This window comes from Kitasatospora sp. NPDC088548, assembly GCF_044753005.1.
Lineage (GTDB): Bacteria > Actinomycetota > Actinomycetes > Streptomycetales > Streptomycetaceae > Kitasatospora.
In genome coordinates this window covers 99052-114695 of sequence record NZ_JBIVMI010000013.1, presented here as the reverse complement: position 1 = coordinate 114695, position 15644 = coordinate 99052, and the positions used below count along the sequence as shown (strand labels likewise).

Annotated in this window: 14 protein-coding genes; 3 read left to right on the top strand and 11 right to left on the bottom strand. The window is 73.0% G+C overall.

Annotated features, from left to right (window positions below; all coding sequences use genetic code 11):
• Window positions 1-2: 2 nt before the first annotated feature.
• Genes ACIP82_RS18640 through ACIP82_RS18630 form a run of 3 tightly spaced genes read right to left on the bottom strand, consistent with a single transcriptional unit; the run spans window position 3 to window position 2034 of the window.
• A complete protein-coding gene (locus ACIP82_RS18640; RefSeq protein ID WP_400654439.1) occupies window positions 3-986 on the bottom strand; it encodes an NADH-quinone oxidoreductase subunit C in 984 nt (327 codons plus the stop codon).
• Window positions 983-1627 carry an NADH-quinone oxidoreductase subunit B family protein gene (locus ACIP82_RS18635; protein WP_363605925.1) on the bottom strand — a complete coding sequence of 215 codons (645 nt, stop codon included), beginning with the start codon at window positions 1625-1627 and terminating at the stop codon, window positions 983-985. The genes ACIP82_RS18640 and ACIP82_RS18635 overlap by 4 nt, the downstream gene beginning before the upstream one ends.
• Window positions 1618-2034 (bottom strand): NADH-quinone oxidoreductase subunit A, encoded by a 417-nt coding sequence (locus ACIP82_RS18630; RefSeq protein WP_363605926.1) that lies wholly within the window; start codon window positions 2032-2034, stop codon window positions 1618-1620. The genes ACIP82_RS18635 and ACIP82_RS18630 overlap by 10 nt, the downstream gene beginning before the upstream one ends.
• A gap of 384 nt (window positions 2035-2418) precedes the next feature.
• On the opposite strand from ACIP82_RS18630, the gene ACIP82_RS18625 reads away from it, so the two are divergent.
• Window positions 2419-3558 carry a sensor domain-containing protein gene (locus ACIP82_RS18625; RefSeq protein ID WP_363606057.1) on the top strand — a complete coding sequence of 380 codons (1140 nt, stop codon included), beginning with the start codon at window positions 2419-2421 and terminating at the stop codon, window positions 3556-3558.
• 139 nt (window positions 3559-3697) lie between these two features.
• Here ACIP82_RS18625 and ACIP82_RS18620 read toward each other — a convergent pair whose 3' ends face one another.
• Window positions 3698-4867: a trypsin-like peptidase domain-containing protein gene (locus ACIP82_RS18620; protein ID WP_363605927.1), complete on the bottom strand. Its 1170-nt coding sequence runs from the start codon at window positions 4865-4867 to the stop codon at window positions 3698-3700.
• Between the two features lie 123 nt (window positions 4868-4990).
• Here ACIP82_RS18620 and galE point away from each other — a divergent pair, with 123 nt between their 5' ends.
• Window positions 4991-5977, top strand: coding sequence for a UDP-glucose 4-epimerase GalE (gene galE / locus ACIP82_RS18615; RefSeq protein WP_400654436.1), 987 nt, complete (start codon window positions 4991-4993; stop codon window positions 5975-5977).
• Window positions 5978-6002: 25 nt separating this feature from the next.
• Here the strand turns inward: galE and ACIP82_RS18610 are convergent, their stop codons facing one another.
• Window positions 6003-8459: a PQQ-binding-like beta-propeller repeat protein gene (locus tag ACIP82_RS18610; RefSeq protein WP_400654434.1), complete on the bottom strand. Its 2457-nt coding sequence runs from the start codon at window positions 8457-8459 to the stop codon at window positions 6003-6005.
• A gap of 447 nt (window positions 8460-8906) precedes the next feature.
• On the opposite strand from ACIP82_RS18610, the gene ACIP82_RS18605 reads away from it, so the two are divergent.
• Window positions 8907-9554 (top strand): TetR family transcriptional regulator, encoded by a 648-nt coding sequence (locus tag ACIP82_RS18605; RefSeq protein ID WP_363605931.1) that lies wholly within the window; start codon window positions 8907-8909, stop codon window positions 9552-9554.
• A 204-nt stretch (window positions 9555-9758) separates the two neighbouring features.
• Here ACIP82_RS18605 and ACIP82_RS18600 read toward each other — a convergent pair whose 3' ends face one another.
• From ACIP82_RS18600 to ACIP82_RS18575, 6 genes are all read right to left on the bottom strand, one after another.
• Window positions 9759-10703: a beta-ketoacyl-ACP synthase III gene (locus tag ACIP82_RS18600; protein ID WP_363605932.1), complete on the bottom strand. Its 945-nt coding sequence runs from the start codon at window positions 10701-10703 to the stop codon at window positions 9759-9761.
• A 130-nt stretch (window positions 10704-10833) separates the two neighbouring features.
• Window positions 10834-12021: a L,D-transpeptidase family protein gene (locus ACIP82_RS18595; RefSeq protein ID WP_400654431.1), complete on the bottom strand. Its 1188-nt coding sequence runs from the start codon at window positions 12019-12021 to the stop codon at window positions 10834-10836.
• Window positions 12022-12150: 129 nt separating this feature from the next.
• Window positions 12151-13314, bottom strand: a complete 1164-nt coding sequence (gene mqnE / locus ACIP82_RS18590) for an aminofutalosine synthase MqnE (RefSeq protein WP_363605933.1) — start codon at window positions 13312-13314, stop codon at window positions 12151-12153.
• 51 nt (window positions 13315-13365) lie between these two features.
• On the bottom strand, window positions 13366-14328 hold the full coding sequence (locus tag ACIP82_RS18585; protein WP_400654428.1) for a threonine/serine dehydratase: 963 nt from the start codon (window positions 14326-14328) through the stop codon (window positions 13366-13368).
• 5 nt (window positions 14329-14333) lie between these two features.
• Window positions 14334-14795, bottom strand: coding sequence for an Lrp/AsnC family transcriptional regulator (locus tag ACIP82_RS18580; RefSeq protein WP_363605937.1), 462 nt, complete (start codon window positions 14793-14795; stop codon window positions 14334-14336).
• 129 nt (window positions 14796-14924) lie between these two features.
• Window positions 14925-15584, bottom strand: a complete 660-nt coding sequence (locus tag ACIP82_RS18575; RefSeq protein WP_363605939.1) for a UbiX family flavin prenyltransferase — start codon at window positions 15582-15584, stop codon at window positions 14925-14927.
• Between the last annotated feature and the right edge of the window lie 60 nt (window positions 15585-15644).

The window sequence follows — 15644 nt, the reverse complement described above, 5'->3', positions numbered from 1 at the left end:
GTTCACGCGCTGTCTCCGTCCTGGTCGGCCGGTGCGGCCGGCTTCTCGCTCCCGGTCCCGGGCTGCTCCGCGCCGTCCGGTTCCGCCGCGCTCCCGGGCTCGTCGTGCGCGGGCACCGGCGAGTGCCAGGGCGCGTCGGCGGACCGGGTACGGGCGGGCGCCGACCGCTCCGGCTTCGGCGCGGCGGGCTCAGCGGGCGCAACGGGCTCAGCGGATGCGGCAGGCCCGGCGGCCTCGGCGCCCTGGCTGACCGACCCCTCGCCGACGGTCCTGGTCCGCCGCGGACGATCCGCCCGCACCGGCGCGGCACCCTCGGCACCGGCCGCACCAGCACCGGCCGCCGCACCGGCCGCGGCCCGCGGCGTACGCGCCGCCCCCGCCGCCCGCGCGCCACGCGCGGGCCGCTCGGCGACCGGCGGCAGGGTGCCCTTGAGCGGCCCCCACTCGTTCGGGTCCGGCACACCGGCCGGCTGCATCTTGCGTCGCGCCGGCCCGTCGCCGTGGTCGGACTCGCCCGGCTCCTTGGCACCCGGCCAGGCCTTGGCGACCCGGGCCGCGAGGACGAACTCCTTGCGCAGCGGGTACCCCTCGAAGCCGTCCGGCAGCAGCAGGGTGGCCAGGTAGGGGTGCCCGGGGAAGTCGATGCCGAACATCTCGTGGGTCTCGCGCTCGTGCCAGGCGGCACCGGCGTACACCGCCACGGCGGTCGGCAGCGCGGCCTTGTCACGCGGTACCCGGGTGCGCAGCACCAGGTGGCGCACGCCGGGGGCTTCCGGGGCGGCCAGGTGCGCGACCACGGAGAAGCCCTCGGCCAGCTCGTCGACGGCGCTCAGCCAGTCGAAGAAGGCCAGGCCCAGCCCGTCCCGGGCGGCGGTCAGCGCCTCGATCCAGTGCTCGGCGGGCACGTCGACGGTGATCAGCCCGTATGCCTCGGCGCCGGTGGCCCACTCGCCGACCGACGCCGCGTACTGCTCGGCGGTGCTCATGAGGCCCCTCCCTCGGGTGCCGGGCCGGCCACCAGCGGACGCCGCAGCGCCGCGGCGGGCGCGGCGTAGCGGGCGGGCAGCGATTCGGCGGCGATCTTCTCCTGGAGCTTGAGGATGCCCTGGAGCAGCGCCTCCGGCCGGGGCGGGCAGCCGGGTACGTAGACGTCGACCGGGATGATCTGGTCCACGCCCTTGGTGACGGAGTAGGAGTCCCAGTACGGGCCGCCGGAGTTGGAGCAGGCGCCGAAGGAGATGACGTACTTCGGCTCGGGCATCTGCTCGTAGAGGCGCTTGACGGCGGGCGCCATCTTGTCCGTCACCGTCCCCGAGACGATCATCAGATCGGCCTGGCGCGGCCCGGGCGCGAACGGAATGACACCCATCCGGATGAAGTCGTGCTTGGCCATGGACGCGGCGATGAACTCGATCGCGCAGCAGGCCAGGCCGAAGTTGAAGCACCAGAGGCTGTAGCGGCGGCCCCAGTTGAGCACGACCTTGACCGGGTCCGGCGCGAGCCTGGCCAGCGGGCCGATACCGTGCGGCTCGACCGCGGCGCCGGGGCGCGACGGGTCCGGGAGGCCCAGCGGGACGGGGCCGCCGGCGGCGCCGTGCCCGTGCGAGTGGTTGTGCGTCACGTCCATTCCAGAACGCCCTTCTTCCAGGCGTAGAGCAGCCCGACCGCGAGGAAGCCGATGAAGACGAACATCTCGATCAGCGTCCCGGCGCCGTACCCGTCGGCGGCGAAGACGGTCGCCCACGGGAACAGGTAGATCGCGTCGACCGCGAAGATCACGTACAGGAAGGCGTAGACGTAGTAGCGGACCTGCGTGTGCGCCCAGTCCTCCCCCACCGGGTCCACGCCGCACTCGTAGGCGAGGAGCTTCTCCGGCGAGTACACCACCGGCCGCAGCAGCCGGTTGGCGGTGAACGCCACGGCGACGAAGAGCACGCCGACGACGGCGAGCAGGCCCATCGCGGCATACGCGTCGAAGTAGCCGCTGCCGACCGCCGGGTCGGCCGCGGCGGCAGCCGCCTGCTGCCCCTCCATGCCTTCGCCTCCACATCGGCCGTGAAAACCGCCCTACAAGGCAGTTCTACGACGTTTCTTTACACGGTCATAACCATCGCCAATGCGTGAGTCTAAGTGCACGGCTCCCCACCCCCGCACCCCGCCCGATCCGCAAGACGGCCGGTGGACAACCCGTGGACACCCCGGCGCCGCACGGCGGTCTCCCCCGAAGGTGGGGTTAACCCCCGCCCGGGGAGACGTATCACCCCCATGGCCACGCCCCGCCCCCTCCGGGGAAGCTTGAACCACCAGCTCGATCAAGAGGGACGGTAGATCCAGATGAAGCCTCTGCACCGCCGCGCCGCGGATGCCATCAGAGAGCAGGACGCGCGCATCGGACGTGCCCCGCTGTACGGCGCGCGGATGTGGAAGCAGGCCGGGCAGCTGATGTTCAACCTGCCGCTCGGCATCATGGGGTTCGTCTTCACCTTCGCGATGCTGAGCATCGGGCTGGCGCTGTCGATCACGGTGGTCGGCCTGCCGCTGCTGGCCGCCGGGCTGGCCGGCTGCCGGGGCCTGGGCGCGTTCGCCCGGCGCCGGGCCCGGTCCGCGTACGACTCCGGCGTGACCGAGCCGGAGCCGGTGCGCCGGACCAGGCCGGGTGCCATGGGCTACGCGGTCGCCCACCTGACCGACGCGCTGAGCTGGCGCTCGGCCCTGTACAACATCCTGCTGCTGCCCTGGGGCGTGCTGAGCTTCACGGTGACACTGATCTGTGTGATCGTCGGCTGGCCGGTCCTGCCGTGGGTGGTCCGCTTCCAGGCCGCGGTGGACCGGATGCTGGTGGAGCTCCTGCTCTACCCCGGCGCGCTGTCCGAGCGGGTGCGCGAGCTGGAGGACGACCGCGGCACGGTGGTCGACACCGCCGCCGCCGACCTGCGCCGGATCGAGCGCGATCTGCACGACGGCGCCCAGGCCCGGCTGGTGGCGCTGGCGATGGATCTGGGCCTGGCGAAGGAGCGGCTGAAGGAGACCGAGACGCCCGACGACGTGGCCGCCGCCGCCAGAATGGTCGACAACGCGCACGGCGAGGTGAAGCTCGCCCTGCAGGAACTGCGCGACCTGGCCCGGGGCATCCACCCGGCGGTGCTCACCGACCGCGGCCTGGACGCGGCGCTCTCCGCGGTGGCCGCCCGCTGCACCGTGCCGGGCGGGGTGCGGGTGCAGGTCGAGCTGAAGGGCGACGACGGCGCCGTGGAGCGCCCGGACTCGGCGGTCGAGGGCATCGCCTACTTCACCGTCAGCGAGCTGCTGACCAATGTCTCCAAGCACTCCGGTGCCCGCACCGCCACGGTCGACGCCTGGCGGGCCGGTGACCAGTTGATGCTGCTGGTCCAGGACGACGGCAAGGGCGGGGCCGCCGCCTACCCGGGCAGCGGCCTGGCCGGTCTGGCCGAGCGGGTCCGCGCGGTCGACGGGGTGTTCCTGGTGGAGAGCCCGGACGGCGGCCCGACCACGGTGACCATCGAGCTCCCCTGGCGGACCCGCACCGCCCGCCGCTGACTCCGGGCGGCGCGAGCCCGCCGGTACGCCGAGAGCCGGGACCTCGTCGAGGCAGTGACGAGGTCCCGGCTCCTTCCGCCCGTACGGCGGCCGGCCCGCGCGGCCCTTGCGCGGCTGCGGGCCGGCCGCCGTACGGGGCCTACGGGGTGGCCAGGGTGCCCAGGGTGACGTCGGCGGTCCTGCTCTGGCCGTCCCGGACGTAGGTGACGGTGACCTTGCTGCCCGGGGTGAGTGAGGCCAGCGCGGTGGTGAGCGAGTTCAGCGAGTCGACCGGGGTGTCGTCGATCTTGGTGATCACATCCCCGACCTGGAGGCCCGCCGCGGCGGCCGGGCCGCCGGAGGTGACCGCCACGATCGCGGCACCCGCCGGGCGGAACTTCTGGTCGAAGAAGGTCCGCGCGGTGATGCCCAGCGCGGCCCGGCCGGAGTTGGTGACCTTGCCGTCCTTGATCAGCTGGTCCGCGATGCTGGTGATGGTGGACGCCGGGATGGCGAAGCCGATACCGGGCGCGGCGGCGCCGTTGGCCTCGGGCTCGGTGGCGGCGAGCGTGTTGATGCCGATCACCTGGCTGTCCAGGTTGACCAGCGCACCGCCGCTGTTGCCCGGGTTGATCGCGGCCGAGGTCTGCACCATGTTGCCGATGGTGGCGCCCGGAGAGGCCCCCTCGTTGGGCTCGGAGACGGTCCGGCCGGTGGCCGAGACGATGCCCTGGGTGACGCTGCTGGAGAGCCCGAGCGGGCTGCCCATGGCGAGGGTGATCTGGCCCAGCTCGACCTTGGTGGAGTCCCCGAAGGTGGCCGGTTTGAGATCCTTCGGCGGGCTGGACAGCTTGATCACCGCGAGGTCGGAGTCGGGGTAGCTGGCGACCAGGCTGGCGTCGAGGGCCTTGGTGCTGTTGGCCAGGGTGACGGCGAAGGTGCCGGCGGTGCCGACCACATGGGCGTTGGTGACGATGTCGCCCTTGTCGTCGTAGACGATGCCGGAGCCGAGGCCGTTGGCGGTGGTGATCTGCACCACCGAGGGCAGGACGTCGGCGATCACCTTCTGGTACGCGTTCTGGAGCTGGTTGCCGTTCGCCACGGACGACGCCGAGGCGGACGCCGGGGCCGAACCGGTCGCCGGGGCGGCCGACGAGGAGGAGGACGAGCCGCTGCTGCATCCGGCCACCACCAGTGCCGCCAGCGCGGCGGCCACCCCGGGGACGACCAGGCGGGCGGTGAGCGGCACGCGCCCGGCCGGGCGCGGCCGGACCGGGAACGGGCGGGTGGCTTCCTTCTTGCGGTTCACCTTGGCTGCCTCCGATTCCATCGCCACACGGGGGTCACCCGGATCGCAGGTTTCCCACTACAGAGATCTTTGTCAGCATTTCACCGATATGCCCGAATCTGAGGCCCGACTCGCCCGGCACCCGGGCGCCTTAGGATCGGGGCCATGACTTGGTTGATCACCGGTGGCGCCGGATACATCGGCAGGCACGTGGTGCACCAGCTCGTGGCGGCCGGCGAGCGGGTGGCCGTGCTGGACGACCTCAGTACCGGTGACCCCACCCGGCTGCCGCCGGGCGTCGCCCTGGTCGAGGGCTCCACACTGGACCGGGCCGCCCTGGACGCGGCGATCCGCGCGCACGACGTGCGGGGCGTCCTGCACTTCGCCGCGAAGAAGAGGGTCGGCGAGTCGGTCGAGCGGCCGTTCTTCTACTACCGGGAGAACCTGACCGGCCTGCAGAACCTGCTGGAGGCGGTCGCCGAGGCGGGCGTACGGCGCTTCCTCTTCTCCTCCTCCGCCGCCGTCTACGGCATGCCGGACACCGAGCTGGTCACCGAGTCCGCGCCCTGCGCGCCGATGAACCCGTACGGCGAGACCAAGCTGGCCGGCGAGTGGCTGGCCGCGGCCGCCGGCCGGGCCCACGGCATCTCCACCGCCTCCCTGCGCTACTTCAACGTGGCGGGCGCGGCCTCGCCCGAGCTGTCCGACGAGGGCGTGTTCAACCTGATCCCGATGGTCTTCGAACGGCTCACGGCCGGCCGGGCCCCGCAGATCTTCGGTGCCGACTACCCGACCCCCGACGGCACCTGCGTACGGGACTTCATCCACGTCTCCGACATCGCCTCGGCCCATGTGGCGGCCGCCCGGCGGCTCGCCGCCGACCCGCCCGGCGAGACCTCGCTGGTCCTCAACATCGGCCGCGGCGAGGGCGTCAGCGTCAAGGAGATGCTGGACGTGATCGGCCGGGTCACCGGCTACGACACCACCGGCGAGATCGCCCCGCGCCGGCCGGGCGACCCGGCCCGGGTGGTGGCCTCCGCCGAGCTGATCCGCCGCGAGCTGGGCTGGAGCGCCAGGTACGGCGTCGAGGAGATGGTCGCCTCGGCCTGGGAGGGCTGGTGCGCCCGCCACCCGCGGGCCCGCCGGCGGTAGCCCCGCCCGCAGGCCCGCCCGCCCGTCAGTGCGGTGGCACCGCCGTGCCGTAGAAGGCGTCCAGCGCGTAGACGCAGCGGTCCTTGCTGCCGACGAACACCCGCCCGCCGACCGCCACCGGTGAGCCGGTCAGCTCGCCCTTGGTCCCCAGCTCCCAGCGCAGCTGACCGCTCGCCAGGTCCAGGGTGTGCAGCGAGTGGTCCCGGCTGCCGAGGTGGACCAGGCCGTCGGCGACCGCCGGGGAACCGACGATCTCGCCCCGCGCGGTGTAGCGCCAGCGCTCCCGGCCGGTGGCCGCCTCGAAGGCGTACAGCACCTCGCCGCTGGCCAGCAGTGCCAGGCCGTCGCCGACCACCACCGGCTCGGCGCCCTGCCGGTTGCCGGTGACCCCGCGCCAGCGGTCCCGGCCGGTGGCCGCGTCCAGCGCGTACACCGTGCCGAGGTAGTCGGCGACGTACACCGCGTCCGCGTCCAGCGCCGGCGGGGTGAACAGCACCACCGGGGCCTCGAAGCGCCAGCGCTCGGCGCCGGTCGCCGCGTCCAGCGCGTACACCCGGGTACCGGCCGTCACGTACAGCACCCCGGCCCGCTCGGCCGGGCGGGAGGGCACGTCCTCGCCGACCGGGAAGGACCAGCGCAGGCCCGCGCCGCGCGGGTCCACGCAGCGCAGCCGCCCGCCGCCGTAGTAGTACGCGGCACCCGCCACCAGGGCCGGCCCCGACTGCGGGTTCTCGTAGTTCTGCTGGGCGTCGTCGGCACGCCACAGCTCGGCGCCGCCGGCCGCCGAGCGCAGCCGCACCCCGCCGCCCCGGATGCCGCAGCAGAGCACGCCGTCGGCGGCGTCCAGCGAGTACACCCAGCCGTCCAGCGAGCTGCGCCAGCGCTCGGTGCCGTCCGCCACGTCCACCGTGTACAGGTGCGGGCCGTCGGCCGCGTGCACCCGGCCGGCGTCCACCGCGAGCGCCCAGGCCACGTCCAGGGTCTTGTAGCGGCGCTGACCGGACGCGATGTCGAGGGCGTGCACCTCGAGGCTGGAGACGAAGAGGGTGCCGCCGGCGACCACCGGGGTGCCCCAGACGTCGCTGGACATCCGGAACCGCCAGGGCCGCCAGCGGGCGGCCGGCACCGGCGGCGGGGTGATCCGGCGGACCCAGTCGGTCTCGGCGGGCGCGTCGCCCGGCCCGGCCTGCTCGGCGCGCGGCCCCGGGCCTATCCGTACCGAGGCGCCGGACAGCCGCACCTCGGCGACGTCCTCCGCGGCACCGGGGGCGCGGTGGCGGCGGCGGGCGGAGATCTTCTCGGTGGCGGCCTCGGCGTCCGCCCCCCGGTGGACCGGCGCGGCGTGCACCGGCCCGGCCGCGAGCGGGGCGTGCGGCCCGCCGGGGTGCCGGGTGCCCGGGCCGTCCTGGCCGGGGCGCTCCAGCGACACCGGCCGCTGCGGCGGGTACCCGTACGTCGGGACGGCCTGCGGCGGCTCGGCCGGGCGCAGCGGCGCGGTGCCCGGCGGTACGGCGCCCTGCGGTACGGCGCCCTGCGGCGGGACACCCTGCGGCGGGACGGCCGGCGCGGAAGCGGACGCCGACGGCACCTGACGGCGGCTGCGCTTGCGCTCGATCAGCTCCAGCGCGTTGGGAGGCAGCCAGTCGCCCGCCTCGCCGGAGGCGTCGTCCCGGGAGAACAGGTGCGGGGCCAGTTCGGCCTGGATCTGCGCCGGGGTCGGCCGGTGCTCGGGCGACGGCCGCATGCAGGCGCGCACCAGGTCCACCAGCTCGGCCGGCAGGCCGGAGAGGTCGGGCTGGTCGCGCAGCAGCTGGAAGACCGTCTCGACCGGGTTGCCGCCCCGGTAGGGCGGGTGTCCGGTGGCGCAGAACACCAGCAGCGAACCGAGCGAGAAGACGTCGCTGGCACCCCTGACGCTGCGGCTGTCGCGGGCCTGCTCGGGCGACATGTACGCCGGGGTGCCGACGGCGACGTTGGTCATGGTGAGCCGGGTGTGCGAGACACCGGCGGCGATGCCGAAGTCGATCACCCGCGGACCGTCCTCGACCACCAGTACGTTGGAGGGCTTGAGGTCGCGGTGGATCAGCCCGACGGCGTGGATGGACTGCAGTGCCTCGGCGATGCCCGCGATCAGCCAGCGCACCGCGCCCACCGGCAGCGGCCCGCACTCGCCGACCAGGTCCTCCAGGGACGGCGCCGGGACGTACGCGGTGGCCAGCCAGGGCACCCGGGCGTCGGCGTCGGCGTCCACCACGGCCGCGGTGTAGAAGCCGCCGACGGTCTTGGCGGCCGCGATCTCCCGGGCGAAGCGGACCCGGAACAGCTCGTCCTCGGCCAGCTCGCCCCGGACGGTCTTGATGGCCACCCGCCGGCCGGACGCGGAGCGCGCCAGGTAGACCAGCCCCATCCCGCCCGCGCCGAGCCGCCCCAGCACCTCGAAGGGCCCGATCCGCCTCGGATCGTGCGCCGTCAGCTGGTCCACTCGCTGCCACCTCCCCGTCTTCCGCACCCGCCGCGGGGTGCCGGACCCGATTCTCCAATGCCGCCCGGGTCATCTCCAACCTCCCCCGCTCTGATCCGGCCCGGGAGCGGCCGTCGGCCGGCGGCCGCTCACCGTCCGGTCAGCGCCTCCGGAACGGCCGGATTCTGACGCCCGCTCCGGCTGCGGCTTGCGCGCGACACGCCCGGAACTTTTTCGCGGGCCACGTCACACCCGGCCCGCGATCGTCACGCTCTGTCACTCGATCACCCCTCAGCGGACTCGCCGTCACGCTGTGGGGTCATAAGCACACGGGGGGGCTTCAACAGGGCCTCCGGGGGGTGATGAATATCCGTCCAAAGCGCTTCACGCCCCCTATACCAACCCCCGGGCGGAGTAATAGTCGCATCACCGAATCGCGCCAAGATCGTGCCACGGTAAGCTGACGGCATGACAGGACAAGTTCGCACCGTCGACGGTCGCGTCGCCGGGCGACGCGGACAGGAGACGCGGCAGAAGCTGCTCGACTGCCTCCGCGAGATGCTCAGCACGTCGCCCTATCGGGACGTCAAGGTCATCGACGTCGCCCGTATGGCGGGTACCTCCCCCGCGACCTTCTACCAGTACTTCCCGGATGTCGAGGGCGCTGTCCTCGAAATCGCCGAGGAAATGGCCAAGGACGCCGACACCCTCAAAGAGCTGGTGGCCGGAAAGTCCTGGGCAGGGAAGTCCGGCTCGGCCACTTCGGAAGAACTGGTCGACGGATTCCTCGCCTTCTGGCGCAAGAACGACGCCATTCTCCGAGTGGTCACGCTCGGTGCCGCCGAAGGGGACAAGCGGTTCTTCAAGATCCGCATGACGGTCCTCAACGCGGTCGCCAAGCCGCTCACGGAGGCCATCAAGGAACTCCAGGCGAAGAACCAGGCGGACAAGTCGCTCGACGCGGCCGCCGTCGCCGGATCCCTGGTCTCGCTGCTCGCCTCGGCGGCCGAGCACCAGAAGGCCTTCACCTCCTGGGGCGTCAAGGTCAAGGACCTCAAGCCCAGCCTCGCTCCCCTGGTGTACCTGGGTGTCACCGGCAAGAAGCCGCCCAAGTAGACCGATCCGCCTACCCACCCATCCGCTCCGCGCGCAGCCCCGGCCTCCTGTCCGGGGAACGGCGGACGGCGGCCGTGTCCTCGGGGGAGGTCCGCCGACGTACCGCAGCGCGCCAGACATGCCGGTGGGCGGGCGCCCCTCACAAGGGGTGCCCGCCCACCGGCATGTGTGCGTCCGTGGCCGTAGAGGGCCCTCCAGGGCCCTCTAGGGGCAGCGCACGACCTGCCCGGCGTACGCCAGGCCGCCGCCGAAGCCGAAGAGCAGCACCGGGTCGCCGGGCGACAGCTCGCCGCGCTCGACCAGCTTGGAGAAGGCCAGCGGGATGGACGCGGCCGAGGTGTTGCCGGACTCCACCACGTCCCGGGCGACCACCGCGTCGGGGGCGCCGAGCTTGGCGGCGATCGCGTCGATGATCCGGAGATTGGCCTGGTGCGGCACGAAGCCCTTGAGCTCGGACGGGTCGATACCGGCCTGCTCGCAGGTGCGGCGGGCCAGCGGGGCGATCTGGGTGGTGGCCCAGCGGAACACCGACTGGCCCTGCTGGCTGATCACCGGGTCCCAGCCGGTGATCACCACGGCATCGCTCTTCTCCGGCTCCGAACCCCACACCACCGGGCCGATACCGGGCTCGGCGCCCTCCTCCTGGGCCTCCACGACCGCGGCGCCGGCGCCGTCACCGAAGATCACACAGGTGGTCCGGTCGGTCCAGTCGATGGTGTCCGACATCCGCTCGGCACCGATCACCAGCGCGAGCCGCGCCGCGCCGGCCCGGATCGCGTGGTCGGCGGTGGCCAGCGCGTACGAGAAGCCCGAGCAGACCGTGTTGATGTCGTAGGCGGCCGGGGCGCGCACACCGAGGCGGGCGGCGACGGCGGCAGCGGTGTTGGGGCTGCGCTCGACCGCGGTACAGGTGGCGACCACGATCAGGTCGACGTCGGAGGCCGACCGGCCGCTCTTGGCCAGCGCCTTCTGGGCCGCCTCGGTGGCGAGGTCGACCAGGGTCTCGCCCTCGGCGATGTGCCGGGTCCGGATCCCCACCCGGCTGCGGATCCACTCGTCATCGGTGTCGACCAGCACCGCCAGGTCGTCGTTGCTGAGGACCTTCGGGGGCTGGTAGTGGCCGAGTGCCACAATGCGCGAACCGCTCATGCTGCCACTCAACCGGGTTACCCGCTGGTCCGCGGGGCGCGACCGGCTACAGGATCCGCCCCCGGAACCTGTAGGAGGCCAACAAGGACCGTTGGGGGGACTGGGGCCACGTCCCCCGGCCGGGAGCGGGTCAGACGGCCAGCGAGGCCGCGTCACCCATCACGATCACCGGATGGGCCGCCGGATCGAGGGTGCGCAGCAGCTCGGCCATCTTGTCCTCGGGGACGGAGACGCAGCCGTGGGTGGGGCCGCCGTGGTCGACGTGGATCCAGATCCCGCCGCCCTTGGTGGAGCCGCTGGGACGGCGCGGGTCGAGCGGCGAGTTGCCGGGCACCCGGTTGTAGTTGATCGCGACGACGTAGTCGAAGGAGCCGGCCAGCGGCTCGCCGGCGAAGCCCCGCCCGGAGACCACGAAGTTGGGGTCCTTGTCGTACGGGAGCCTGCTGCCCGGGTCGGCGTTGCGACCGCCCGCGTCGGTGAGCGAGAAGACGCCGATCGGGCTGCGCAGGTCGCCCTCGTTGTGGTCGGTGGTCCAGCCCTTGTTGGCGTTGTGGCCCTGCCAGCTCTCGCCGGCCAGCCAGCGGCCCTCGGGGGTGCGGGTCCAGAGCGTCACGGTGGTCTTGTTGGCGTCCCGGCCCTGGCCGGAGGCGAGCACGACCTGGGTGGTCTCGGCGGGTATCCGGGCCGTGAAGGTGGCACCGACGCCGGGTATCGCGGCGACCGAGCCGTCCGCCCGGGCCTCGCTGCGGGTGACGGCCGGTGCCCCGGTGTGCCGGTCGGCGGCGGGCTGGGCGCCGGGGACGGCGGCCGGGGAGGGCTGGTCGGGGGCGGCGACGCCGTCGGGGCCGGGGCCGTCGGCGCTGGTCACGCCGGGCTGGGCGGAGTCCTGGCCGACGGTGTACCAGCCGGCGGCGGCCGCGAGCAGCAGCGCGGTACCGGCGGTCACGGCCCGGCCGTGGCGCTTCTTCTTGGGCTTGCGCCGGTGGCCGCGGGCCGCCCTGGGCTCCACCGGCACGGCGGCGGGCGCGGTGTCCGCGACCGGTCCGGCCTGTCCGGGTACCGTGCCGGCCTCGGTGTGGACGGGCTCGGTGTGGACGGGCTCGAACGGCTGGTCGTACGCCTCGTAGTCCTCGTGGGCCGGGTACGCGTCGTAGGCCCCGGCCGTGTGGACACCGTACTCACCGGCCGGCCGGGGCGTGCCGTGGTCCGGATGGACCGGCTGCCGGTACACCCCGGAGAACTGCTGCGGCGCCCCGTACGCCGGCTCGGGCATCGGCTCGTACGGGGGGTACGCGGTGGCGCGATGAGAACCGGACATGCGGCCGATCCTGCCAAACGAGGGGGCCGATAGGAAACCCGGGGCGCTGTACGAGCCCGGTGAAGAAAACGCCTCCCGAGCCCGGTGCGGGGCTCGGGAGGCGGAGAACCGCTGGTCAGAGGCGGATCGTCAGAGGCGCATCGCCTGCGGGGTCTCGCGACGCGTCAGGTCGGGGCCGTCGTACTCGCGGATGATCTCGTAGCGGGTGTTGCGCTCCACCGGGCGGAAGCCGGCGTCCCGGATCAGGTCGAGCAGGTCGTCGCGGCCGAGCTTGTTCGGGGTGCCGAAGTTGTCCGCGTCGTGGGTGATCTTGTACTCGACCACCGAGCCGTCCATGTCGTCCGCGCCGTGGCTGAGCGCCAGCTGGGCGGTGGTGACGCCGTGCATCACCCAGAAGACCTTGACGTGCGGGACGTTGTCGAAGAGCAGCCGGGAGACCGCGAAGGTCTTGAGCGCCTCGGCGCCGGTCGCCATCTCGGTCCGGGCCATCAGCTTGTTGCGCACGACGCCGTCCTTGGAGTCGTGGAAGTCGTGCTGGTAGCGGAGCGGGATGAAGACCTGGAAGCCGCCGGTCTCGTCCTGGAGCTCGCGCAGCCGCAGCACGTGGTCCACCCGGTGGCGGGGCTCCTCGATGTGCCCGTACAGCATGGTGGCGGGCGTCTTGAGGCCCTTGCTGTGGGCGAGGCGGTGGATCCGCGACCAGTCCTCCCAGTGGGTGTCGTGGTCGACGATGTGCTGGCGGACCTCCCAGTCGAAGATCTCCGCGCCGCCGCCGGTCAGCGACTCCAGACCGGCGTCGATCAGCTCGTCCATGATCTCGTCGGCGGGCAGGCCGCTGATCTTCTCGAACCAGTGGATCTCGGTGGCGGTGAAGGCCTTCAGCGAGACGTTCGGCAGGGCCGCCTTCAGCTCCCGCAGCGAGCGCGGGTAGTAGCGCCACGGCAGGGTCGGGTGCAGGCCGTTCACGATGTGCAGCTCGGTGAGGGAGTCGACCTCCATCGCCTTGGCCAGCCGGACGGCCTCCTCGATGCGCATCGTGTACGCGTCCTTCTCGCCCGGCTTGCGCTGGAACGAGCAGTACGCGCAGGACGCGTTGCACACGTTGGTCATGTTGAGGTGGCGGTTGACGTTGAAGTGGACGACGTCGCCGTTCTTCCGCGTCCGCACGTGGTGGGCCAGCCCGCCCAGCCAGGCCAGGTCGTCGCTCTCGTAGAGCGCGATCCCGTCCTCGCGGGTCAGCCGCTCACCCGCGTAGACCTTCGCCTCCAGCTCGCGCTTGAGCCCTGCGTCCATGCGGTGCCCCGCCTCCTCCGACTTCGATTCCTTGCCGGAACGAGCGTACGCCTATGCCGACAGCAGCTCGGCGAGCAGTACCGGTTCGATGTTGCCACCGCTGACCACGGCCGCCACCATTCGTCCGCCGACGGCGTCGGCGCGGTGGAAGTACGCGGCCGGGGCGACGGCACCGGACGGCTCGGCGACCAGCCGGCCGCGCCGGGCCAGCAGGGCGACGGTGGCGCGGATCTCGTCCTCGGTGACGGTGACGATGTCGTCCACGTACGCGGTGAGGTGTTCGAACGGCAGCTCCCCGACCGAGGGGGTGCGCAGGCCGTCCGCGATGGTCCGGTAGGTGTCGGCGACCGGCCAGCTGAGCCGCCGGCCGGCCCGGAAGCTGGCCTGGGCGTCGGCGGCCAGCTCCGGCTCGACCCCGACGATCCGGACGCCCGGGCGGGTGAGCTTGAGCGCGGCCGCCGTCCCGGAGATCAGGCCGCCGCCGCTGACCGGCACCAGCACGGTGTCCAGCTCGGCCGGGGCGTCCTCGGCGATCTCCAGGCCGACCGTGCCCTGGCCCGCGATGATGAACGGGTCGTCGTACGGCGGCACCCAGACGTAGCCGTGCCGCTCGGCCAGTTCGGCGGGCACCGTGTCGCGCTCCTCGGGCGACACCAGGACCGCCTCGGCGCCGAACGAGCGGGTGCCGTCGACCTTGACGGCGGGCGAGGTGTCCGGCATGACGATCACGGCCTTGATCCCGAGCAGCCCCGCCGCGTACGCCACCGCCTGCGCGTGGTTGCCGCTGGACTGGGCGACCACGCCGCGGGCCCGTTCGTCCCCGGTGAGCGCGGCGAGGCGGTTGTAGGCGCCCCGGGCCTTGAAGGCGCCGGTCGGCTGGAGGTTCTCCGGCTTGAGCCAGAGCCGGCGCTCGCCGTCGCCCGCCCAGGGGGCGGGGACCAGCGGGGTGCGCACCGCCACCCCCGCGATCCGCCGCTGGGCCGCGCGCAGCTCCTCCAGGCCGACCAGTGCCATCGTCGTTACTCTCCTTCGACCAGGGGGAGTTCGCTCACCCGGTTCTCCCACTTGGTGGAGAGTACGACGGTGGTGCGGGTACGGGCCACGCCCTTCGTCCCGGAGATCCGCTTCACCACCGACTCCAGGCCCTCCACGTCGGGGACCCGGACCTTGAGCATGTACGAGTCGTCCCCGGCGATGAACCAGCAGTCCTCGACCTCGCCGAGGTCCTTCAGCCGGTGCGCGACGTCCTCGTGGTCGGCCGCGTCGGTGAGTTGAAGGCCGATCAGGGCCGTGACGCCGAAACCGAGCGAGGCCGGGTTGACCGTCGCGCGGTAGCCGGTGATGACACCGGCCTGTTCCAGCCGGTTGATCCGGTCCGTCACGCTCGGGCCGGAGAGGCCCACCAGTCGGCCCAGCTCGGCGTAGGACGCACGGCCGTTCTCCCGGAGCGCCTGAATGAGCTGTCTGTCCACCGTGTCCATATACCGTCCGCGTCCTTCCGAACCTCGCCAGACCCACAGATCATTATCCGGATTCCAAGGCGCTATGCGCGGACCAACCCGGATATCGCAGAGAACATACTCTCCCGTCACCGGGCTCCCCACTCCCCCTCACGCGTCGCGGCCGTCCCGGCGGGCCGCCGCGCCCAACTCGCCCTCCCAGCGGAGGTACAGCGAGTGCGGCACGCCGACGGCGTCCAGCACCCGGCCGGCGACGAAGTCGACCAGCTCACGGACGGTGGAGCCGCCGGCGTAGAAGCCCGGCGAGGCGGGGAGCACGACGGCGCCCTGCGCGTCCAGTTCCACCAGATGCTTCAGCGTCACCCCGTTGAGCGGCGCCTCCCGGACGCACACCACCAGCGGACGGCGCTCCTTCAGGGTGACACTGGCGACCCGCTGCAGCAGGTCCTTGCTCAGCCCGAGCGCGATCCCGGCCACCGCCCCGGTGGTCGCGGGGACGACCAGCATGCCCTTGGCCGGGTACGAGCCGCTGGACGGGCCGGCCGCGAAGTCCCCGGCCGGCCAGTAGCGGACGTCGTCGAGGTCGTCCGTGCCCAGCCACCGCGCGAGGTCCTCGCGCCAGTGCGCGTCGCGGAAGGAGATGCCGGTCTCGTCCAGGATGGTGAGCCGGGCCGCGCGGCTGACCACCAGGTCCACCGCCTCCCCGGCGGCGAGCAGCGCCCGGATCACGGAGGCGGCGTACGGCGTCCCGGACGCGCCCGAGACCCCGACCACCCATGGCTGACGTACCGGCTGTTTCGCTGTTCCCATGGCCCATTTCTATACGGCCCCACCCGGAGCGGCTCCATCCGGACACGGCCCTGCGAGGAT